The sequence below is a fragment of the Paraburkholderia sp. FW306-02-B genome (assembly GCF_058782725.1).
The window spans coordinates 2,278,642-2,299,394 of sequence record NZ_JBYSXZ010000001.1 but is presented as its reverse complement, the minus strand read 5'-3'; the positions used below and the strand labels follow the sequence as shown (position 1 = coordinate 2,299,394).

Genomic DNA, 20,753 nt, shown 5'->3' with positions numbered 1-20,753 from the left:
TGCGTCTTGAATGAATCGGACATCCTGCGCATTTTTCAAAGATTACACCTTGGCAGCCCACTGTGCTTGTGCTGCAGTTCGAACTCGCCAGGTTCTGCGTCATATTTAAGGACTTTAATATGACGCACGTTCGGCCGGGTCTTCCTGACGCCGACGAGGATAGGATGGAGACGGTAATATGGCGCAACGGTTCTGGGCGCTGCCGGCGCTCGCGATTGCGGGGCTTGGCGTACGGGGCATCATGGGTTACTGCGTCACCGGGTTGTCATTCTCCGGCGTGGTGTGCAGGCAGGGCCTGTATCTCTTCCAGCCGCTTGCGGACGGAGACACGGCACATGGATGCTCACGAACCTGTCACGCGGCCGACACAGCCCGTCCGCCGCCCGGCGCTGGTCTGGGACGCGCCGATGCGACTGTTTCACTGGCTGGTGGTGGTGCTGGTCAGGGCGGCCTATGTCACCTTGAAGCTGAACTGGATCGACTGGCACGTCCGGGTCGGCGAGACGCTGCTCGCGTTGGTTATTTCCAGACTGCTGTGGGGCTGCTTTGGCAATGAGACCGCGCGCTTTCGCAGTTTCGTGGCGTCGCCCGCGGCTTCACTTCGTCATTTGCGTCACCTGTTTCGCCGCGAGCCGGATGTGCAGGTGGGCCACAATGCGGCCGGCGGCTGGATGGTCCTGGTGCTGCTCGCGTTGCTGCTGGTCGAGACGCTGAGCGGGCTCTACGTCAACAACGACGTCGCCGACGAAGGGCCGTTGAGCGAAGTGGTGCCCGTGTGGCTCGCCAACGCTATTTCGACACTGCACGGGCTTGTTTGGGACGTGCTGCTCGCCGCGGTGACGCTGCACGTGCTCGTGATCGCTCTCTATGCGGTAGCGAAGGGACACAACCTGCTGCGTCCGATGCTAACCGGCTACAAGCTCTTGCCCTTGTCCATCGACGCGCCGCGGCAAACGCCAGCGCTGCTGGCGCTGCTGCCGCTCGGCGTAGGCGCTGCCGTGGTGACGCTGCTCGCGGCTTATCTCTGAGCTTGCCGCGAACCTGATCTCAGGGTGCCGCTTCAGTGGTCGCGTCAGTTGCTCTTCGGCGGCACCCCTGCCCGCGGATTTCGCCGTTCGAATTGTTCCTGGTGTGAACGTTGATGTACATGTCACCGGCTTCGAACATCCTGGCAAGGGAAGCCGGTCTCGCTTTGCCAGAATGGCGCAAAACGCGACACCTGAACTCTACCGGTGACTACTTGCCCGTTCCGGGCGTGACGGATATCGCAACCGCTTCGGTGTGCACAATCTCAACCTGATCACCCTCGCGAATGTTCTTCAACTGCTCGGGGTCCACCAACACATCCTCCGTGCCCTGCGGCCCCTTTATTGTGACGTGCTTCCCCTTTGCATCAACGGCAACGACATCGCCCACTACCGTCACCTCACGACTGATTGTGCCGCCCGGTTTGGTCCCGGACGCGGCCGGCTGTAAGATCTGCCGCTCCCTGGCAGACCGCGGGCCGCTTGTCTTTGTGAGACTCAGAGACCTCGCCTCCCGGTACTCGGTGGTGACCACATCGCCAACCTTGAGCTGATCAAAGTTGCGCACTTCCTCGCCCGCCTCAAGTTCTTCGACCCGGCCGTTCTTGTCCTTTAGCGTGACGGTCCGGGTAGCGGCATCAATGGCGACGACCGTGGCAATTACCGTTGCCGTTCCTGTTACGGTGGTCTTGTCTGTTCCCTTTTTGATCTCCACAGACGTCTGTGGCTGGGCAAATGCCGGGCAGGTCATCATGGCGACGGCGGCCGCCACAAGGAAGTACTGGATCTTCATTGCCGTGCTCCCTGGATCGGCTCCGGAAAGATGCAATTGGACTTTCTCTCGTATCCCGCTACGGCGCGTATAGGGACATGTCCCTAGCCTGATACCAATTACAGTTGTATGCCGTGATCATGTCCGTCCTTGAACGGGACTGTCGGATGACGCATGGGAGGTCCTTCCACCTCACGTCTGTCCACCGCAATGCAACCAGACTAATCACATAACTAACACCGGCATGTACGCACGTCCACGGCCACGTGTCGTCCGTCCCCGGCGCGGAAACAGCTTCGAGCGGCGTCACGGCACGCGTCCCATCAAACCAGATGAAGGTATCGAACTGGTCCGGCAGCGATGCCCGCGCATAGTGACTGGACGACACGTTGCTGAGATGGTCGAGTAAAATCACATGACGAAGAATGCAAAATCGCTGTACCACGGTCATCGCTTTCCGGTGGCGGTCATCACTTGCACAGTGTGCTGATATTTCGTCAGCGGCTCCTCGGGGCCGTTGGCCAAACAGCAGATTGATGGCCGGCGTGATGCTCGAAGGCACGAAGGTCACCAGGCTCAAGTCGCTGTAACGAGCAACGCACGCAGGGCAGGTTTGTGTCTACCTATCGTTTTCACTCTCACGGAGGGGACATGCACATTCTCCCGAGCGCGGGCCCGCTGGTGTCGCTGATCGCCGGTATTCTGATTCTCGTGGTGCCGCGCCTGTTGAATTACATCGTTGCGATCTACCTGATCGTCATCGGGCTGCTCGGGCTGTTCGCGGGGCACCTTCACTGACCCGAAGCCGTCCATGAAAAAACACGTTGCGAAACGTCGGTCTTTTTTCAACAGTGGTTTCAGGTCATCAAAGCGTCTACCAGAGTCTTCATGGATGCACTGTCGCGGCACCTGACGGCGACATCGAAATCGTCGGGCCGCGCTCGTTGCCTTGGGTAGTGTGGTTGTAGACTACATCGAGGATCACTTCGAGGTTGGCGTTATGAAGGCCGTCCGCCATCTCCTTGAATTCGGCCACCGAGTCAGTGGAGGACGCGAAGAAGCGCGGATCCGCGGCGAAAAAACCAATCGTGTTGTAACTCCAGTAGTTCGTGAGGCCTTTTTGCAGCAGATAGCTGTCGTTGACAAAGTTTTGCACCGGCGGCAACTCGACGGACGTCACGCCGAGGCTTTTGATGTAATCGAGCACAAGCTCCTGGCGGCGTCCTTCGAACGTACCGCGCAGATTGGCCGGTACTCCGGGCACGAATGAGGCGCTGTCGCGCTCGTCGAATGACAGGTCGCCTTCTTCTGAATCGAGCGTATAGCCGAAGATTTCCGGCGCCCATTTGATCTCACCAATATGGGTTTTGCGTAGGAGGTCGAACAACCGTTTGTTCGGATTGAAGCGATGACCTATTTCGGGCTCGTAGACGCCGTGGACCCGATGACCGTGGACAGTGGACCGCGTATGCAAACTGCGTTCCCGCTGCGACGGCCTGTGCCATCTCTTGCGCATCCCGGGATGGCTGCATTCTTGCTTAAAGTTCAGGGTAAGCGCTGAAACTGGCTGCCTTTCCGGCAGGTCCGGCGACGCGCGGCGTGGGGAGCCATGCAAACCATCATCGATGAGCACGCGCTGTATGTCGCAAGACATCCCGGCAGGTTTTTTCTGCAGACGCTGAAAGCATTCCGCGCGAACCAGGGTTTGCTGCTCGCGGGGGCGGTAGCGTATTACGCGCTATTGTCGATTGTGCCGCTGATGATCCTGATCGTGATTGTGTTGTCGCGCCTCGTGCCGCAACACGTTCTGCTGGCGGCATTGGGTCATCTGCTGCAATGGTTGGTGCCAGGGCAATCCAAAGCGCTGGTACAGGAGCTGGCCAATTTTCTTGCGCATCGCGCGGTAATCGGCTGGGTCCTGTTGCTGACGATGATATTTTTCAGCTCGCTTGCGTTCACAGTGCTCGAGAACGCGATGTCCTTGATCTTCGTACACCGGGTGATGGTGCGTCGGCGGCATTTCTTGCTCTCCGCACTGCTGCCCTATTGCTACATCCTCTTTCTCGGCGTTGGATTGTTGATCGTGACGTTCGTATCGAGCGGGCTGGAGGCCGTCGGGGCCGAGGGTGTCGAGCTATTCGGCCAGCATGTTTCATTGCAGGGATTGTCGCGCGTCGTGTTGTATTTGCTCGGCCTCGCGGGCGAGATTTTCGTGTTGACGTCAATATATATGGTCATGCCGGTTGGGCGACCGTCCCTCAAGCATGCACTGCTCGGCGGGATTGTCGCCGCCGTATTGTGGGAGATTACGCGACATGTGCTGGTCTGGTACTTTGCAACACTGTCTCAGGTCAGCGTGGTCTATGGTTCGCTGACCATGGCGATTGTGATCCTGTTCAGCCTCGAGTGGCTAGCTACCTTGCTTCTGTTTGGCGCGCAGGTGATTTCGCAATACGAACGCTTCGGACTCGAGCCGGCTGGGACGCCGCCGCAGGAAATCAAAACGGCCTGAGCCCTTCGCCCGAAAAACAAGGAACACCACCCGCTCTCCCACTCAAGAGATCTCTCACTCAAGACAAGTCCGGATGCCAACGCCAAGGCGCGAATTGACTGTTGCCTTCGCGTTTTTCAGGATCCGTTCGCCCACGTGAGCGCGTTTTTTGCTGCCCGCTGTCAGTCGCCGCTATAGCCGGCCTGATTGGCCGGCGGGAGCGCACCTGCGCTGCCGGCTTGCCCGCCCCAACGGTCGAAGCAGTTGAGGCTCCCGTGGCTGTATTCCTTTGCGGCAACAACGGCGCACGCGGCTTTTCCTTCTGTCCGGGCGGCGGCGCAGCCGGCTTCGCCCGCTTCCATCATCAGGCGGCTCACCGTGCCGTCCGTGACGAGCGCCTTCACCTCGCCGTCCGTCATCACCACGTGCGTACTCAGATCAGTGATCGGAAGGTTTGGATTCCTGACGATGCGACGGCCGGTGAATTTGACGTCGGCGTCGATCGCCTTCCGGCGGTCGGTGCAGAACTATTCCACTGGCAGCGTCTTGCAACGCGGCCAGAGCACCCAGGCGCGCTGGCCCGTCTCGCCGACCGGATGCCGCCAGCCCACCTTCAGATCATCGGTGATCGCAAACTGCCGGCCGATCGCCTGGCTGACCTTGTCATTGACTCACGGGCGTGCCCGATTCCAGTCGAAGGTCAGAATGAAGACAACCAGCGCAGCGGCCAGCACGACGGTGATCGCCACCAGTCACGCGATGATTTTTCCGATCCGCGGGACGATTGTGCTCGACGCTGCCATGGAAACTCCACCATTTATTTATCGGAGAGCAGTTATCGCGCCCGGGTTTGTATCGCGCCACAAAGACAACTGCAACGACAGTTCGTACAGAACGATGGAGCGAGGGACCATCTCATTCATCCGTGGACTGCGTCGTCGTGCGACTTCGCCCACGGCGGCAAGTTGACGATGCCGTTCAGGCACACCGCTTGCGGAAGTTTGCGGAAGTACGCTGCGTGGGCGAATGTCGGCCTCTGCACGCACGAAACAGAGAAACGCGTGCAACGGCCACCGTCCGGTGTCGATAACGGGCGCTGACGGAACCGTAGCGGCAACGATCCCACGCGCGTCATCGGCGGGTTTGACCGCGATCGACGGAAGGCAACAAGACCGCCATTTTCATCAACAACCCGATGGAGAAACCATGAAGACCATCCAGTTTCTGAAGGCTGCAGGCAGCATCGCCTGTATCGCATTCGCACTGAACGCGACTGCGCAAACCAGTGCGCCGGCCCCGTCGGCCAGCTCCGAAACCATCGGCCAGCACATCGACGACGGCACCATCACCACCATGGCAAAGGCCAATCTGCTGGCCGCCAGCAACGTCAAGTCGACCCATATCCACGTGAAGACCCGCAAGGGCGTAGTGTGGCTTACGGGCTCGGCCCCAACGGCAGACGACAAATCCGCAGCCGAAGAAGTGGTTCAGAACGTCAAGGGCGTGACGAGCGTAAAGAACCACCTGAAGATCGCTGCCGAATAAGCCTCACGTCAGGCCACAGTTGCCGGCTTCGGCCAGTGCTTGAGAGACCAGAAAGCCGTCCGGATGCCGGACGGCTTCTCCTTTGCAGCTGGCATGCGGCTGTTCCACAACCGGCGCCCGTCAGAGCATCAGCCGCTTACCGCCGATTAATATCGGCTAATGTCGGCTAATGCTTGAGCGCAGCGTACCGATCGCGCAGATCGCGCACGCAGCCATGGTTTTGCAGCACGCCTTGATACTGGCGCTCGACGATGCTGCGCACGTCCAACGGTAAATCCTTTTCGAGCGCGTCGTGATAGCGTTTCTTCGCCACGTCCTCGCCTTTTTCGCATTCAGCCAGGATTTCGAGGTCGCTGCGACTCGCTACCGCCGACTTCACGTCGACCCAGCCGCGATGCAGGGCGCCGCTCATACTGCCGTGCGATTCGGGCTTGCCGCCCATGCCTTGAACCGCATCCTGCAATTCACGTGCGCCGCGCGCGCAGTCTTCGGCCCGCGACTGAAACAACGTTTTCAGTTGCGCGTCATGCGCGTCTTCGGCGGCCTTGAGAAAACCCTTCTCGCCATCCTTCGACGTTTCGACCAGATCGTTCAACACGGAAACAACGTTCGTAGCCATTCAATACCTCCAGGGGTTTCGTCAATCGTGAAATCCGCCACCGCACCTTCCATGTAGCAGCAGAACTCATCTATCCGCATGCGGCGTGCCCGGAACACGTCGCCCCGAATGCAAAGCGGCCCGACAAATGCCGGGCCGTCCTGTCGTCCACCTCGTTGAAAACTTCAGCAAAAAAACACCCTTAAATCAAACGCGTTTCTCGTTGAATTCGCTGAGCGGCTCCGGCCGCTTGCGCGGATCGAAGTCGGCCCACCGCCCTTGCTGCCAACGGCCGGTCGCGCGTTCGATCGTCGCGCCTCCCGCGTCGCGCAGCACCCGTGCGGCATCCAGCTGATTGTCCGGCGACACGTGGACGGCGACCAGCACGCCGAAGTCACGGGTTTCTTCATAATAGGGCACCCGATGCCCGGGCTTGCCGGCTTCGAGAGTGCGCGACATCGCGCCGACCAATGACCCGATATACGCCCCGACCCCGGCCGCGATCAGCGACACGATAAGCGGCGCCGAAAACGCCGCGAAGATCCCGACGCCGACCACTGCGCCCACCACCGCACCAATCGTGGCGCCCATGCCAGCGCCCTTTGGTGCTTCCTTCGCGCTCGCGTCGGTGCTGGTGCCGCCGCCGAGGTGAAAACGCGCGTGCTGGCCGCGCGGATTGACGAAAGACAGGGTGACGTCCTCCTCGACGAAACCGGCATTGAAGAGCCGTTGCGCCGCGTCTTCAGCGGCGGGAAATGTTGTAAAGCGCGCTGCGACGATGAGTGATATATGGCCTCCTTTCATCCTTGAATGCCGATGCGGACTATGCCGCCGCACCGCGCACGGAGTTCAGGCGCATACAGCGGCACGCGTCGAAACTATGCCGCGGTGCCGCGATCGGGTTCCATGCCTTCCACTCTGAACAGTCCGCTATGTAACACCACGCTTTTGCCGCCGTTCTGGCCGAGCGCTTCCGCGCAAACCGAATGGATGCGATTGCGCCCGTTGTCGAAGGCGGCCATCAAGGCGGATTCCAGCGCGGAATCTGCACCAAAATGATCTTCCAGTGCCTCGGCGGTTATCGCGCACTCAACCGGCTCGCCATCGACGCGCGCCGCAAAGCGCACTGTCAGATTCGCGCCGTCGAAGACCGGCTGGTCGTCGGGAAACGTGACGTGCATAAGAGCATCCTCATAGGCCGACCGCGGCTAACATGCGTTCATGACGAACTCTTCATTGCGCCAGCGAGTTGCTGCGCCATCGCGAGGTGATGTTTGATCGTCGGCAGCGCGTGCGTGGCTGCGGCCTTAAGTTGCGCGTCGGTGCCACTCTCGCTCTCCTTCTGGAACAGATCAACCGCCTTCTGGTGACCTTCCAGAGCGACCTGTTCGACGTATGCCTGATCGAACTCCTTGCCCTTGAGCGTTTGCAGCTTGCCGACCAGCGCGGAATCGGCCGCCGGTGCCGCGCCCAGGCCCTTGCTGGCAGCCAGTGCGTCCATGCTGAGCGAGAGCTTCGTATGGTCGGCAATCATTTGTTGTGCGAATGTTTTGACATGCGGATCGCTCGAATTCCTGAGCGCTATTTTGCTTGCCGCGATTTCGGTGGCGTCGGCCCGCGAGGCATCCTGCGCGAACTGCTGGTCCGCCGGCGACAGCTTCACGGCGCCCGCCGCTGCATCGCTCGTCTGCGCATACCCCGCGCCGGCCGAAGCGGCGCCAACACCCAGCGAGGCAGCCATCACTTGAAGGAAATATCGGAATTTCATGCTCTTTCTCCCAGGTCGACGTATTCACCGAAACGCAGGTCCGGCTCGCTAACATCTCGCCGTGCGCTCAATGCAGGCCAGACGGCGTCCTGGCGCGCGGCGAGGCGGGCTCGTTGAACACGCCGATTACCGGCCGCAAGCACAGAAGATGCAGCGCGCGGGCCGCCTCAAGCTGCTTCTTCGAACGCTGCCATCACTAGCCACAGGTCGCGCTCGCCGTCGCGAATCTCGGCGGCAAGCGCATAGGGATCGCCCGGTCCGCACACGCGCTCGAGCGCCCGGTGCGCGACCTCGCCGTCGTTGAACACACGTCCGGAAAGAGGACGCACTTCCTGTTTTCCCTCGAACATCCGCTGGTTCCAGCGATACACAAGCGGCTGCGATTTCCAGTCGCGGAAGCATTCGCTGACGTGCTTGAAATCGCTACCGCAGATATTCATCTGGTAATGGATTCTTGAGTCCATGATCGCACCCCCTCCGATGCAAACGCATGCGTTCATTCTCACCCTCGCGAGAACCGGGCCGCTTGCATCGATTGCATCGATACAGCCGGAGCAGTATCTCCGCGCTTGTCCACCCTCCCCAACTTGCCTGTATTGCTGCTCCTGCGTCTGCCTGGTCATGAGGCATTTCAACCCAGACCGCCTTAGCGCAAATCGGCGCCGCACGAAAGTCATTGGCTTGCGCCCGACGCCGCGGCGGCGGCCGCGCCGCTGCTCGTGTCAGCGGTGCTGCCGGTAGCCGCTTGACCGTCCATCACGCCGCTGCTGCCCAGCGCGGCGTCGATGCTGTTGCTAGTGGAGCGCTTGCAGCCGCCGGCGGTCGTTAACAATACGAGCGCCGCCATCATCAGCAGTTGTTTGCCAGTGCTTTGATTAGTTAGCTGCTTCATCACCCCTCCTTCATTGAAGTCTCCGTAGGTGACTGTGGCATTCGCCGCGCGCAACGCAAATGTTGCCTGCTGTCATCAGTCACTCAGCAAGGCTTGTGCCTTCCGGGCGCACGCTCGCGGAAAAAGCGATGATGCCGGGCGTGTAGAACATTGGCACGCGACGTGCGTCGTCTTCGTGCATCAGGGTCTTTATGGAGAAAACGATGCAAGCCACGCCGATATCCAACGAGGTCGTCAGCACGCCAGGATCGGAAGACGATCAGGCACAACCGGCACCACCGGACGACAGCCGCAATCTGCCCGAGTTGCCCGATCCCACCGAAGTCGGCGAAGACGGCTAGGCACCCGAGGTGCCGACCACGCGCAAAGCGGCCATGTCCCTGGGCGTCGACGATTCATCAGTTCTCTTCGGATATTCATACGAAAGAATTGCAATCCGGCCTGCCTCCTTTGCGCGCGCCGCACCGCGGCGCATCGAATTCCGTCGCGGGTTGTCCCCTGCCAGCAGCTATGCAACCGATGGAACGCCCGTTGCTGCAACAGCCATACATTCAACCTGTAGAGGAGGAAGGTCATGCCGATCCGGACACAGACGCAAGGCAACCTGCGCCAGAGCCAAGGCTCACGCATCGTCGGCAAGGGCCGCGCAAGCGCGGACGGCCCCGGCCCGGACGTGATGGCGGCGGCAACCCTCGACGGCAACAAGGTGCTCAGCAGTGACGGCAAAGACATCGGCAAGATCAAGGACATCATGCTCGACGTCGGCTCCGGCCGCATCGCGTATGCCGTGCTGTCGAGCGGCGGCTTTCTCGGCATCGGCGACAAACTGCTGGCCATTCCATGGCGCGCGCTGACGCTCGATACCCAACAAAAATGCTTCGTACTGGCTCGCTTTGAGCAGATGAAACACGCACGAAGTACTTCGCCAAACGACTTCACACGAGGGAGGCAAAAACCATGGCTGCCAGAAAAGCCGCCAGCAAACCGAAACGTCCAGTCGCGCGCGGCAAGGCGGGGCGCCCGCCACGCCAGCGGCACGCGCAAGCGCATGCGGCGCATCGCGCGAAGACCGCCAACAGCGGCGCCGCGAAACGCGGACAGAAATGGTCGCATCACGTGATGGAAACCAGTGACGCGATGGATATCGAGCACGGTATTTTCAAAACCGGCAGCGCGCAGTCGATTGCGGAATCGCTCAAACGATCGTCGACACAGAGCCGCCGCCGCAAGGGCACGCCGTTCCAGTCCGCGATGTCGATGCTCAACTTCTATATCAACCGCGCGGGCAGGAATCTGCCAAAGGCGCGTCGCGACACGTTGCAACAGGCCAAGCGCAAATTACGCGAAGCGTTCGGACGCAAGCCTTGAAGCGCCGCCACGCGCACCATCGGCGCCGATAGCGTCCGATGCCATACGCGCCCGCCGGGCGCGGCCAGGCACCGCGCCTGAATGCGCGCCCTTCAACCGGCAACGCGTGCAATGTTCGCACGCGAGCCTCAACCGGATGCTCATGCACGAAGAAACACTCTGGTTTCTCATCGTCGGCGCGGTGCTCGTCTTTATGGGCATTGCGGCGACGACCTTGCGGCGGCTACCCTGTAGTGCCGCGATGTTCTACCTGGCCACCGGCTATGCGCTCGGGCCACCGGGCATCGGTCTGCTGCGCCTCGATATCGCCGCCGACGCGCGCCTTCTGCGCACCCTCACCGAAATCGCGCTGCTGGTGTCGCTGTTTGCGATCGGTTTGCGCTTGCGGCTGGGCGTTCTCGAGAAGCTCTGGACCGTACCGCTGCGGCTCGGCTTCCTCGCCGTGCTGGCAACGATTCCGCTACTGACGCTGTTCGGCGTCTTCGTGTTGCATCTCGGCTGGGGCCCGTCTTTGCTGCTCGCGGCGATCCTCGCACCCACCGATCCGGTGCTGGCTCACGACGTCCAGGTGCACGATCCCGGCGACCACGATCTGCTGCGCTTCGCGCTATCCGGCGAAGGCGGCCTGAACGACGGCATCGCACTGCCCTTCGCAATGCTCGGCCTCGCGTTATGCGCGTCGCCTGCTGCCGAGGGCGGCAACGTGCTGACCTTCACGCTCGCGGGCAGCATGGCATGGGGCGTGGCTGGCGCGATCGCGATCGGCGGGCTGCTCGGCTGGGTCACGACACACGCGGTTGCATGGCTGCGCACGCGCTATGCCCAGGCACTCGGCCTCGAAGGCTTTTTCGCGCTCGGCCTGATCGAACTCACGTACGGCGCCGCGCAACTCGCGCATACGTACGGCTTTTTAGCGGTGTTCGCTGCGGGTGTCGCGATGCGCCGCGTCGAGCATCGCGCGAGCGGCGGTATGTCGGCCCGCAAGGTGATCGGCACCGTAGATTCCGAAGACATCGACGCGACCGCGGCGAACCCGAGCAAAGCGCACGCGTATATGACGGAGTCGGTGCTCGGCTTCACGATCGAACTCGAACGCATCGCCGAAGTCGCGGTGATGGCGATGGTCGGCAATGTGCTCGCGAATCTGCAAATGCCGCTGTTCACATGGCAAACAGTCGCGCTAACCGTCGCGCTGTTCGTGCTGGTGCGGCCGGTGTCGGTGGAATTGTCGCTACTGGGATCGAGCGCGACGCCTACGCAGCGGCGCTTGATGAGCTGGTTCGGCATACGCGGTATTGGCTCGTTTTACTACCTGGCGTACGCGCTCGAACAAGGAGCCGCGGCGGACGTCGCGCCATTGGTGCCGCTTGCATTGGCCGTTGTCGCGGCGTCGGTGGTGATCCATGGCGTCTCGGCCACGCCCTTGATGAACGGGTATCACCGGCTGCGCCGCAGCGAAAATTAGCCGCGCAAACTCGTACCCGCGAGCCTCGACATGCGTCATCGTCAATCGACCAGGCTGGCTTCCTGACAGCTCCAGGTCATGCGGTTGGCCACCAGTCACATGCACACGGCATGATTGATGCTCATATAACATCAAAGTCCTGGGTAAGGCGTCCCTACTGTCGCTGGTTCGGATCTTCCCACACGCTGGGCTCTTACCTGGGCAGCATGAATCCCGTTTGATACTGCAGGAGAACAATCATGCGCAGAAGACAGTTCATCTTGACCACCAGTGCCACGCTCGCGGCAAGCAGCCTCGGGCTCACTGGCTGTACCACCACGTCGGCGTCGAAGGCTTCAGACAATGCCGATAAACGCCAGTCTATCAACGCCGGTGTCGACGCGACGCTCGCGCGTCTTTACACCACTGTCAACGGTTCGCACGAGCTCGTTTCGAAAGCCCGCGGCGTGCTGGTGTTTCCATCCGTCATCCAGGCCGGCTTCTGGATCGGTGGCCAGTACGGAGAAGGCGCGTTGCGCGTGGGCGGCCAGACGGCCGGGTACTACAGCACGGCCGGCGGCTCCTTCGGTCTGCAGATCGGCGGGCAGTCCAAGTCGATCGTCTACCTCTTCATGACTCAGGATGCGCTCGAACGGTTCCGCAACAGCGAGGGCTGGGCAGTCGGTGCCGACGCCACCGTTGCAGCGGTGAAGGTGGGGGCGAACGGCAATATCGATACGTCGACCGCAACCGCGCCGGTGCAGGCGTTCGTGCTGACCAATGCTGGCCTGATGGCCGGGGTGTCGCTCGAAGGCACCAAGATCACGCGGCTTCGGATCTGACGGCAGGCCCGATGCCACGACAGCGGCAGCCCTTTGCCAGTTGAGCCCTCGATATCTTGACGCGAGGCACCGAACGCGTGACCTGGCGGACCGGGATGGCTGCCACCTGTGAAGGACGCGTTCTGATGGTCCAGCGACGGATCGTCGCCCTGCCCGGCACCGCTGTCCAGGACTTGCCGGCAAGTCCTGGACAGCGGTGCGTTTATGACGACGCGTATCTGAATTCGGGCAACGCCTTCAGTCGCGACTTGCCTGCCCATCGGCGATGGCAGATTTCGAGCGAACACCTTCAATCGTCCTTTCCCGATCGATCGAGACGCGTTCGCATTGCCGCGGTGATCCGCTGCCGGCACTTCGAGTAGCCGGCCCACGGGTCGCTCTTGAGCGCGTCGAGGCGCTCGTGCAGATTGCCGATGGTCCATTGATCACCGCGGGTCGTGTGCTCGACTTCATTCCACGCAAGCGGCACCGAAACGCCCAGCCCTGCCCGCGCGCGTGCCGAAAACGCCGCGATCGTGCTCGAACCGCGGTTGTTGCGCAGATAGTCGACGAAGATCTTTTTCTTGCGGTTTTGCTTGCCCATCTTTGCGCTGAAGCGTTCGGGCCGCGATCCGGCCATATGTTGGGCGATCCCCTGCGAAAACGCCTTGACTTCCTCCCAGTTCAGCGCCTTCGCAAGCGGCACCACCACGTGCAGCCCTTTGCCCCCGCTCGTCTTGCACCACGATTCGAGGCCGAGCTCGGCAAGCAGTTCGCGCGCGAGATGTGCCGCTTCGATCATCGCGTGCCAGTCCAGGACGGGGTCCGGGTCGAGATCGAACACCATCCGGTCGGGCTTTTCCAAGGCCGTCGCCACCCCGTTCCAGGTATGAAATTCGATCGCGTCCATTTGCGCAGCACTGACGAGCGCCTCTATGCTATCAATCGTCAAGAGCGGCGCATGGCCGGCGTCGAGCCCCTTGTGCTGCGTGACATGCGGCAGTGCGAGCTTGTTGCCGTGTTTCTGGAAGAACTGCTCGCCGCCGATACCGTCCGGGGCGCGCACAAGCGCAACGGGCCGATCCGCGAGATGCGGCAGCATCCGCGGCGCGATCCACTCGTAGTAGCGCACGAGGTCGAGCTTGGTCGCTCTCGTGCTCTCATCGATCATGCGGTCCGGATGCGAGATCCGCACGCCGGAGACGACCGATGCATCAAGCGCGGAGGCTTTCTTTGCGTGCTTCGTTGGTTTTGCGGAGTTCTTGCGCGGCACCTCCTGCCCGATCTCGCGGGCGGGCTTGTCGCGACGCAGACTGATGAACGACGCCTGACGCACGATGCCGTCGCTTGTCCACTGTGCAAAGTTGCATTCGGCGACGAGCTCGGGCTTCACCCAATGAACGGAGGTACGGCTACGCTCGCGCGGTACGCTCGCGAACGGCATCTGCTCGATTTCGCGTGCCGCCAACTCCTGCTTTACCATTCGCAGCGTGGCCGAATCGAAGCCGGTGCCGACACGGCCTGCGTATTGCAGCCGATGGTTCGCGTCATACACGCCGAGCAGCAGCGCGCCGAAACCAGTGCGGCTTCCGGCCGGCTCGCTGTAGCCTCCGATCACGAACTCCTGACGCCGGCGGCAGCGCAGCTTGATCCACGCCGGACTTCGCCTGGAAACGTAGTGGCTGTCGCGCCGCTTGCCAACGATGCCTTCCAGTGCCATTTCGCAGGCGCTTTGCAACAGGTCGTCGGCGCCAATTGCGAAGTCTTCGGAGAAGCGCAGCATGCCGCCGCCGGCATTTTCCAGCAGCGCACGCAGCAGCGCGCGCCGCTGCACGAGCGGCACCTCACGCAGGTCATAGCCGTTCAGGTAAGGCAGATCGAACAGGAACAGCACGATGTCCTGCGGACGATCGGTATCGAACGCATTTTGCAGAGCCTGGAAGTCCGGCACGCCGCGCTCATCGAGCACGGCTGCCTCGCCGTCGAGCCATGCCGACTCGATATCGAGTCCAGCGAGCGCCTTGCACTGCCTGTCGAATTTCGCGCTCCAGTCGAGGCCTGATCGCGTGAAGATGCACACCCGTCGTTTGGAGGCCTGCCGGTCGATTCGAGCAAGAACCCGGTAACCGTCGAACTTGATTTCATACGACCAGTCGCCGCCCTGCGGAGCAGCATCAACAAGCGTCGCGAGCTGCGGCTTGAGCGTCGCGGGGAGCCTCGCCTTCACGGCCCCTTCAATTGACGGCGACGCCGCGCTGCGCGTGGCGACGATGTCGGGATGCTCAGCGTTCGCGTCGTTCGCATGAGATGGCGACACCGGTCTGACGAGCGATTTCGCGTGACGCCTGGCAGCCTTAGTGTGAGTCTTGCCGGCGCCGTGCTTGCGCTTTGGGGCGCCCTTCCCGGGTTTGGCGGTTTTGCCCGCCTTTTTATTATCTCCATGCGAAAGCACACTGCCGGGCCGCTCGGCAAGCACATCGAACTTGTCTTCGCTGCGGGCCTCGTCGTCACGCTCCTTGATCAGCAGCCACTGCTCTTTGTCGCCGCTGCCGCGCATATGACTCTTCACCAACATCCAGCCGCCGTGCAGCTTCTCTCCGTCGAGCCGAAATTTCAGCTTGCCGGCCTCGTAGGCGTCATGCGCCGTTCGCTCGCCGACCGCAGGCTCCCAGGTGCCGCGGTCCCACACGAGCACCGTACCCGCGCCATAGTTGCCTTCCGGAATCTCGCCTTCGAACGATCCGTATTCCAGCGGATGATCTTCGACGTGGACGGCCAGGCGCTTGACCGAGGGGTCCAGGCTCGGCCCTTTCGGCACCGCCCACGACTTCAGCGTACCGTCGAGTTCAAGGCGAAAGTCGTAATGCAGACGCCGCGCATCATGTTCCTGAATGACAAAGGAAAGTGCGCGCCCGTTCGGATTGCCATTGCCTTTCACGCGAGCCGTCCCTCCTCTGTGCCGCGGCATGCCGGACGGCTCAGGACTTTCGTCGAAGCGGCGTTTGCGCCGGTATGTTTCAAGTTTCTGCGCCATGATCGGTATCCCTTGTTGCGTGCGCGCACACCATCATGCGGCGTGGTTGGAGCGACGCTCGCCGCGCGCCGCCTTGCTCCTCCTTTGCGAAGTTGGCGGTTTGTCTTGCTGTGCGTCCTCGTCGGCGGCGAGCGCCTCGCTGGAATCAACGCGGCCAGATGCTGCTTACCCTGCAGCACGACGCTCGATACCGAACTTGCCAGTGCGCTGGTTGATCTGCTTGTAGCGTTGATCTGCTTGTAGCCGATCGGGTCGATCGAGTGCTTCTCGGGCAGGTTGAAATCCGTGAAGCACGCCACGGCGACACACGTCCCGCGCGCGAAAACAAAAAACGGCTGCCCGTTGCAAGCGCGGGCAGTCGGCTGATTTTGTAACCCTTTCAATGCTTGTCGTCATAGCTGCAATCCGAAAGATCGATGTTGCGATCTTTCCGGCCTCAGGTCACCCTCATCGTCGAACGACGCCGAGCAGCAGCGTGACCAGGAAAATCACGAGAAAGATGTAGAACAGCATTTTCGCGATGGCTGCCGCGCTGGCTGCGATCCCGCCGAAGCCGAGGACCGCCGCGATGATCGCGATGATAAAGAAAATGAGCGCATATTGAAGCATCGCACTTCCCTCCTTATGGCCCGCCCGACGGGCGGATAGACGTTGTTGCCAGGCGGCTTGGCATCGCCGCTTTTTGACCTTGCGGCAGCTTCGTTCAATGCCTGGATTTGTGTCTCGATTGGTCAATGCCGATCGGATAGCGCGCGTGCTGCAGGAATTCGTCAGCAATACTCTTTGGCTGGAATCCTCGCCAGGGAGCGCGTCGGCCCTTTTTGGACAGCCGCTTCAACCGGACAGAAGCATCGCCAGCGCAGCCAGCTCCATTACAGCTGTGGCGCAATGCTCACCCAGCAGGTCGAGCAGCGTGGTCCAGGATCCGATTTCGAACGCGCGCTTGGCACGGTTGATCTCGAAGGTCACCGCCATCCGCTGCGCGTCCGGTTAAGCGACGTCCAACGGGGCCGGGTTGTCTCGCTTGTTCATTTAGCGTTCCTTGATTCGTCGCGGGTTGACCGAATACCGAATTGCCGCGCATCGCGCGTGACTGCCGCGGACGCGTCCAGGTCAGCCACGACTACGCCCTGTTGTCGCGGCAGCTTTGCCTCCCCGATCGGGTCACGGCCTGACGGCGATAACGCAAAACGCGCCCTCTGTCCCTGCCAGCTTTGCAGCAGTAAAGCCGGCGGCGATGAGCTTTTCCTTCAGTCCGCCACAGGATTGCCGCGACCAGGCCGTGAAACCAAACGTGATCCGGGCGCCAGGTTTCATCACCCGGTGCATCTCCGCGACGCCCGCGGCCGCATCCGGCCACATTTGCAATGAGTTGATCGTCAACATCCTGTCGAACGTCTGTTCCTCGAACGGAAGACAGTCCGCTGAACCGAGCCGCAGATCGACCTGCCCGCGATCGATTGCCGCTGCATTCCGTGCGGTGGCCTGCCTTAGCATTTCCGGAGACGAATCGATGCCGGCAACGTATTTCGCGGACCGGGCCAGGAGCTGAATGCCAACGCCGGGACCGAATCCGACCTCGCAGACGCGATCGGTCTCTCGCAGTTCCAGCAGGTCGATCATCCACGCCGCGTATGGCCGATTCACTTTCGCCATTATCGTGCCACCGAGCCACCCGGGCACGCCGCGCGGATGGCCGAACATCCGCGTCAGGACATCTTCGAAATTACTCATCGCCTTTCCCTCCCGAGCCAGGACGCAGCCTGCCGCGCGGCTGTGCGGTGAACCTGGGCAGCGAGGGCTCGAGCTAGGGCATACACCTTCCAGAGGACTGGCACGATTTAGATTGTCGATCTGGTGCAGGAAATATCTACAGCCCTGCCGGCAGGCTTTGCAAAGCGGCGGCCCTCCAACGCATGCAAAATCACACGCGCCATGCGGCGATCACCCCGAAGACCGCGCGGGACGTTGCAGCGCCCCGTGCGAACCGACCTACTGCCAGTTCGCACGCTGCACAGGCCGTGCCCGCTGGAACCGGGTCTCGCGGAACGTCCCACAAGGGCGCTTTCAAGCAGGACAAAGTAAGCGAGCGCGTATTACGACTGCCGACTGGATAAAACATGCGCAATGGCTCTTGCTGGCAATAATCAGAATGTCCGCGGCCGGTGGAGAGCGGCAGAAAGTAAGCGAAAACATCAGTATATCTAATGACACTGGTGTGTTTAGTGGCGTTGGCCGCGCACGCGTACGAAGGCCTTGCCAGTATGACGCCCGGCTCGGCCTATGTAGCTTTTTCACGGGAATTGAATGTTTGACAGCAAGCACGTCAACGCCGAGGTGAACCGCTTTGGCACACAGACATTCTTCGCAGATCGATGATTCGTGTCTGACCGAAAATGGTCGAATTTTTCAGCCCTATGTTGCTGCCCTGCCGATCTCAACGGGAATAAGTCCTGCTACAACCCATATTGTGCGTCTAACTGATTCGGGTCTGACGAATCACGCGCAGCAACCGCCTGTGAGAGGTATCGCGAAAGGACGATCCGCTATGAACGAGATTGATCTGAAGCGGCGTATCGAAGAAATCGAACTTGCCTTATCGACATTGTTTGAATCACCGAAAACGCCTGCCGTCAGCAGGAACGATGAGGCAACGAGCTTCTAGGAGCCTTTGGGGCGCTGTCGAAGAGAAGCTGATCCACCTGCGCGGCCAGGACTGCAGACATCGCCACGTTGACGCCACACGCGCAATTTCATGCGAATCAGGCGCTTGACCGGAACCTTAGCGAGCCCAATCAGGTGCGCAACGACAAGTTGCCTCCAGATGCGGCCGGCATTGAAGGCCCGCGTGCGCGCCTGGCGTTCGAGCACTCTCTTTCGGTCCGGCAAATGCAGTAGAGAGCAGTGTTTAAACCAGCGAAGGTCCCGGTGAGTGTTTCCGGACCAATGGCGACCAACCACCCGATACGAGCCCACATCGATGATCTGGTGTCCATCATCGGAAAGAAGGTTAAGCGCCGCGGAGATGAATGCTTCGTCCCCGTTGTGATTGAGCATCTCCATCACGAGCTTGTAGCGATTAAAGCATTCACGCGCACGGGGCACCAATTCGGCGATGAAGCTCGCAGAAGCGAAGAGACACTCGCCCCCAAACCACCGGGGGTTGTCCAGCGGCTTACCCGCGACCACCTCCAGATCGGAAATGACGCGCGCCGCGCTATATGCGAAGAACTCCTGATCGGAAATGTCGAATGCGCCTGCACCGCAGCGATAACAGCGCTGCAACACGTCCTGATCGAACGAACGCAACGCGACCATATCCGTATCAAGAAGGAGGGCCAACGCCCCCTTTGGCAAAGTGTCGCCCACCTGTTGCAAAAGATCGAGCTTGAAGTGGGCCGCGTAAAAACGTGTGGTTCGGGGCAGCGTCAATGACGGTTTCAATTCGAGCAACTTCGGACGTGCGCCCTCGTCGATGTTAGTGAGGTGACTTTCTATCTGCTCCCGGGCATTCGTGGCGATAGTGAGCGCCGGAATTCCGGCGGCGAGCAGGCTCCTGTTTAGCGTTATCGCCTGGTCGACATAGCCTAAGGGGTCGACACTCGTGCAATTCGGGCTCCCATTTCCTTGCGGGTCGATATAAACAAGTGCGCAGGGCATGACACCCACATGGTCCGGGTCTCTTGCGCGCGCCGAACGACCTTCGACAAGGCCGATGCGTTTATCGAACAGTTTTGCCCATTCATAGCGTCTTGCGTCAGCCATCGAGCCCCCCGTTGTTCCGCCTTTTCGACCACGCATGCCGCGCGATTTCTCATAAGCGGCGGCACGGTCGATACACTCACAAGCTTCGTCCAGTTGCATCGGGAACTGCAACGCAAAAACGTAGCATCTTGCGGACGTAGTATCCGCTGACCGCCCCCGAAGTCAGCCTTACCGGCCACGTCCGCTGTCCGGTCATATTTATACGTAACCGGACTCGCATGCCAAAACCAGCTTCTGAACGTGGTCCGCACCATCAACAGATTCTGCGCAACCGACATTAATGATTGTCCGGACGGTTTTCGCGTTCAGTGCCGCCACGTGCTTCTCCACTGCGTGGTTCGCCGCCGCGCTGCGCGGGCAGAGGGCTGCCACCATGCATCTGCGGTACGTCCATCGCATGAGCAGGGCTTGTGCCCGGCCCTGGCTGAACACCGGGCTGCGACTGCGGCCGGGCTTGAGGCTGAACCTGCTGCTGAGGACCTCCGCGCGGCGGTGGCTGCTCCGGCGAATGAGCAAAGCCGGGATGAGGCGCGCCGCCGCGCTCCGGAGCAGTTTCCGGAGCATGACCATGCGCAGGCTCATGACCGGGCGGCGGTCCCGGCGGTCGTCCAACCTCACCGCGAGGCGCCGGAGGGCCTCCACGCGCGGGTGGAGGGTGACTGGCCCAGCGCGCCGCATCGTGGTACCACGGACGGTCACGGTAGTGATGGCCCCAATAGGAATCGATCGAAAACACGACGACAGGCAGCCCGATCTGTACGCCGTAAGTCATGACCGGAACATTCGCGCCCTGGTACGGATAGCTGAGACTCCCGCCGTAGACCCATCCGCGCAGGTCGGGCGCTGCGACGTCGCACCAGCTGTAACCCTCGACGCAGCCCATCACCGTGAGGGGCACGCCTTCTGGCACCTCGGCTATTACCGGGTAATCCGGTGCGGGACCGGCGTAGATGTCCACGGGCGCATTCGTGTACGCCTGGACCTGCGCGAAAGCCGCGCCGCAGAGCGCTACCAGACAGATACCTGGGATAGCTCGAATGACAAAGTGCTTTTGCATGATTTCTCCCAAACGGAACGCTGTTTATCGGACTTTGCCGTCCGGGCTCTGCAGAAATGACGTGAATGGGCGGCATGCCGGAAAGCCGGCGACGCCCGCGACATTATTGTGTTGGCATCCTGAATATGTTCGGGCGCGGCAACGTGCTTCCGGACAGGCGCATCAGGCGTATC

23 protein-coding genes and 4 pseudogenes are annotated in these 20,753 nt (G+C 61.2%); 10 read left to right on the top strand and 17 right to left on the bottom strand.

All coding sequences use genetic code 11. From position 1 onward, the window contains the following. Window positions 1-175: 175 nt before the first annotated feature. Window positions 176-307, top strand: a pseudogene (locus AC3WOG_RS10165) (TIGR00366 family protein); the annotation flags it as partial. Window positions 308-335: 28 nt separating this feature from the next. After that, entirely contained in the window at window positions 336-1,028 is a 693-nt protein-coding gene (locus AC3WOG_RS10160) for a cytochrome b/b6 domain-containing protein (protein WP_492577859.1), read from the top strand. A 44-nt stretch (window positions 1,029-1,072) separates the two neighbouring features. Here AC3WOG_RS10160 and AC3WOG_RS10155 read toward each other — a convergent pair. Then, window positions 1,073-1,173 (bottom strand): annotated as a pseudogene (locus tag AC3WOG_RS10155) (CHRD domain-containing protein); the annotation flags it as partial. 63 nt (window positions 1,174-1,236) lie between these two features. Next, on the bottom strand, window positions 1,237-1,818 hold the full coding sequence (locus tag AC3WOG_RS10150; RefSeq protein WP_492577858.1) for a hypothetical protein: 582 nt from the start codon (window positions 1,816-1,818) through the stop codon (window positions 1,237-1,239). A gap of 630 nt (window positions 1,819-2,448) precedes the next feature. On the opposite strand from AC3WOG_RS10150, the gene AC3WOG_RS10145 reads away from it, so the two are divergent. After that, window positions 2,449-2,595, top strand: a complete 147-nt coding sequence (locus AC3WOG_RS10145; RefSeq protein ID WP_492577857.1) for a DUF3096 domain-containing protein — start codon at window positions 2,449-2,451, stop codon at window positions 2,593-2,595. Between the two features lie 124 nt (window positions 2,596-2,719). On the opposite strand, the pseudogene AC3WOG_RS10140 reads toward AC3WOG_RS10145, so the two are convergent. Further along, window positions 2,720-3,253, bottom strand: a pseudogene (locus AC3WOG_RS10140) (alpha-amylase family glycosyl hydrolase); the annotation flags it as partial. A gap of 153 nt (window positions 3,254-3,406) precedes the next feature. On the opposite strand from AC3WOG_RS10140, the gene AC3WOG_RS10135 reads away from it, so the two are divergent. Continuing rightward, complete coding sequence (locus tag AC3WOG_RS10135; RefSeq protein ID WP_492577856.1) at window positions 3,407-4,309, top strand: YihY/virulence factor BrkB family protein; 903 nt, start codon at window positions 3,407-3,409, stop codon at window positions 4,307-4,309. Between the two features lie 161 nt (window positions 4,310-4,470). Here the strand turns inward: AC3WOG_RS10135 and AC3WOG_RS10130 are convergent, their stop codons facing one another. Continuing rightward, window positions 4,471-4,713 (bottom strand): hypothetical protein, encoded by a 243-nt coding sequence (locus AC3WOG_RS10130; protein WP_492577855.1) that lies wholly within the window; start codon window positions 4,711-4,713, stop codon window positions 4,471-4,473. A gap of 126 nt (window positions 4,714-4,839) precedes the next feature. Then, a pseudogene (locus AC3WOG_RS10125) lies at window positions 4,840-5,037 on the bottom strand (AsmA family protein); the annotation flags it as partial. Window positions 5,038-5,494: 457 nt separating this feature from the next. Here AC3WOG_RS10125 and AC3WOG_RS10120 point away from each other — a divergent pair. Then, the gene (locus AC3WOG_RS10120; protein WP_492577854.1) at window positions 5,495-5,833 is read left to right on the top strand and encodes a BON domain-containing protein; all 339 of its coding nucleotides are present in this window, start codon (window positions 5,495-5,497) and stop codon (window positions 5,831-5,833) included. A 166-nt stretch (window positions 5,834-5,999) separates the two neighbouring features. On the opposite strand, the gene AC3WOG_RS10115 is transcribed toward AC3WOG_RS10120, so the two are convergent. The 6 genes from AC3WOG_RS10115 to AC3WOG_RS10090 all read right to left on the bottom strand — a co-directional run bounded on the left by AC3WOG_RS10115 (window position 6,000) and on the right by AC3WOG_RS10090 (window position 9,091). Then, window positions 6,000-6,452, bottom strand: a complete 453-nt coding sequence (locus AC3WOG_RS10115; protein WP_492577853.1) for a PA2169 family four-helix-bundle protein — start codon at window positions 6,450-6,452, stop codon at window positions 6,000-6,002. 186 nt (window positions 6,453-6,638) lie between these two features. Further along, the gene (locus AC3WOG_RS10110; RefSeq protein WP_492579764.1) at window positions 6,639-7,220 is read right to left on the bottom strand and encodes a hypothetical protein; all 582 of its coding nucleotides are present in this window, start codon (window positions 7,218-7,220) and stop codon (window positions 6,639-6,641) included. A gap of 89 nt (window positions 7,221-7,309) precedes the next feature. Then, window positions 7,310-7,612, bottom strand: a complete 303-nt coding sequence (locus AC3WOG_RS10105; protein WP_492577852.1) for a DUF1488 family protein — start codon at window positions 7,610-7,612, stop codon at window positions 7,310-7,312. 38 nt (window positions 7,613-7,650) lie between these two features. Further along, window positions 7,651-8,199, bottom strand: coding sequence for a DUF4142 domain-containing protein (locus AC3WOG_RS10100; RefSeq protein WP_492577851.1), 549 nt, complete (start codon window positions 8,197-8,199; stop codon window positions 7,651-7,653). A 167-nt stretch (window positions 8,200-8,366) separates the two neighbouring features. After that, window positions 8,367-8,663 carry a hypothetical protein gene (locus AC3WOG_RS10095; protein ID WP_492577849.1) on the bottom strand — a complete coding sequence of 99 codons (297 nt, stop codon included), beginning with the start codon at window positions 8,661-8,663 and terminating at the stop codon, window positions 8,367-8,369. Between the two features lie 209 nt (window positions 8,664-8,872). Beyond that, window positions 8,873-9,091 (bottom strand): hypothetical protein, encoded by a 219-nt coding sequence (locus tag AC3WOG_RS10090; RefSeq protein WP_492577847.1) that lies wholly within the window; start codon window positions 9,089-9,091, stop codon window positions 8,873-8,875. 203 nt (window positions 9,092-9,294) lie between these two features. Between AC3WOG_RS10090 and AC3WOG_RS10085 the strand changes: the two genes are divergently transcribed. The 5 genes from AC3WOG_RS10085 (at window position 9,295) to AC3WOG_RS10065 (ending at window position 12,745) form a co-directional block, all read left to right on the top strand. Further along, window positions 9,295-9,432, top strand: coding sequence for a hypothetical protein (locus tag AC3WOG_RS10085; protein ID WP_492577846.1), 138 nt, complete (start codon window positions 9,295-9,297; stop codon window positions 9,430-9,432). 233 nt (window positions 9,433-9,665) lie between these two features. After that, a complete protein-coding gene (locus AC3WOG_RS10080; RefSeq protein WP_492577845.1) occupies window positions 9,666-10,211 on the top strand; it encodes a PRC-barrel domain-containing protein in 546 nt (181 codons plus the stop codon). Next, window positions 10,211-10,459 (top strand): DUF3175 domain-containing protein, encoded by a 249-nt coding sequence (locus AC3WOG_RS10075; protein WP_492577844.1) that lies wholly within the window; start codon window positions 10,211-10,213, stop codon window positions 10,457-10,459. Before AC3WOG_RS10080 ends, AC3WOG_RS10075 begins: the two co-directional genes overlap by 1 nt. A 142-nt stretch (window positions 10,460-10,601) precedes the next feature. Further along, entirely contained in the window at window positions 10,602-11,924 is a 1,323-nt protein-coding gene (locus AC3WOG_RS10070) for a cation:proton antiporter (RefSeq protein ID WP_492577843.1), read from the top strand. A gap of 239 nt (window positions 11,925-12,163) precedes the next feature. Next, window positions 12,164-12,745 carry a BPSL1445 family SYLF domain-containing lipoprotein gene (locus AC3WOG_RS10065; RefSeq protein WP_492577842.1) on the top strand — a complete coding sequence of 194 codons (582 nt, stop codon included), beginning with the start codon at window positions 12,164-12,166 and terminating at the stop codon, window positions 12,743-12,745. Window positions 12,746-13,034: 289 nt separating this feature from the next. On the opposite strand, the gene ligD is transcribed toward AC3WOG_RS10065, so the two are convergent. From ligD to AC3WOG_RS10035, 6 genes are all read right to left on the bottom strand, one after another. Beyond that, window positions 13,035-15,758: a DNA ligase D gene (gene ligD, locus AC3WOG_RS10060; RefSeq protein WP_492577841.1), complete on the bottom strand. Its 2,724-nt coding sequence runs from the start codon at window positions 15,756-15,758 to the stop codon at window positions 13,035-13,037. A 447-nt stretch (window positions 15,759-16,205) separates the two neighbouring features. After that, window positions 16,206-16,367 carry a DUF1328 family protein gene (locus tag AC3WOG_RS10055; protein WP_492579763.1) on the bottom strand — a complete coding sequence of 54 codons (162 nt, stop codon included), beginning with the start codon at window positions 16,365-16,367 and terminating at the stop codon, window positions 16,206-16,208. Window positions 16,368-16,592: 225 nt separating this feature from the next. Continuing rightward, entirely contained in the window at window positions 16,593-16,733 is a 141-nt protein-coding gene (locus tag AC3WOG_RS10050) for a hypothetical protein (RefSeq protein ID WP_492577840.1), read from the bottom strand. 189 nt (window positions 16,734-16,922) lie between these two features. Then, window positions 16,923-17,381: a class I SAM-dependent methyltransferase gene (locus AC3WOG_RS10045; RefSeq protein WP_492577839.1), complete on the bottom strand. Its 459-nt coding sequence runs from the start codon at window positions 17,379-17,381 to the stop codon at window positions 16,923-16,925. Between the two features lie 1,038 nt (window positions 17,382-18,419). Continuing rightward, entirely contained in the window at window positions 18,420-19,622 is a 1,203-nt protein-coding gene (locus AC3WOG_RS10040; protein WP_492577838.1) for a response regulator receiver protein, read from the bottom strand. A 178-nt stretch (window positions 19,623-19,800) separates the two neighbouring features. Further along, on the bottom strand, window positions 19,801-20,580 hold the full coding sequence (locus AC3WOG_RS10035) for an SH3 domain-containing protein (RefSeq protein ID WP_492577837.1): 780 nt from the start codon (window positions 20,578-20,580) through the stop codon (window positions 19,801-19,803). Between the last annotated feature and the right edge of the window lie 173 nt (window positions 20,581-20,753).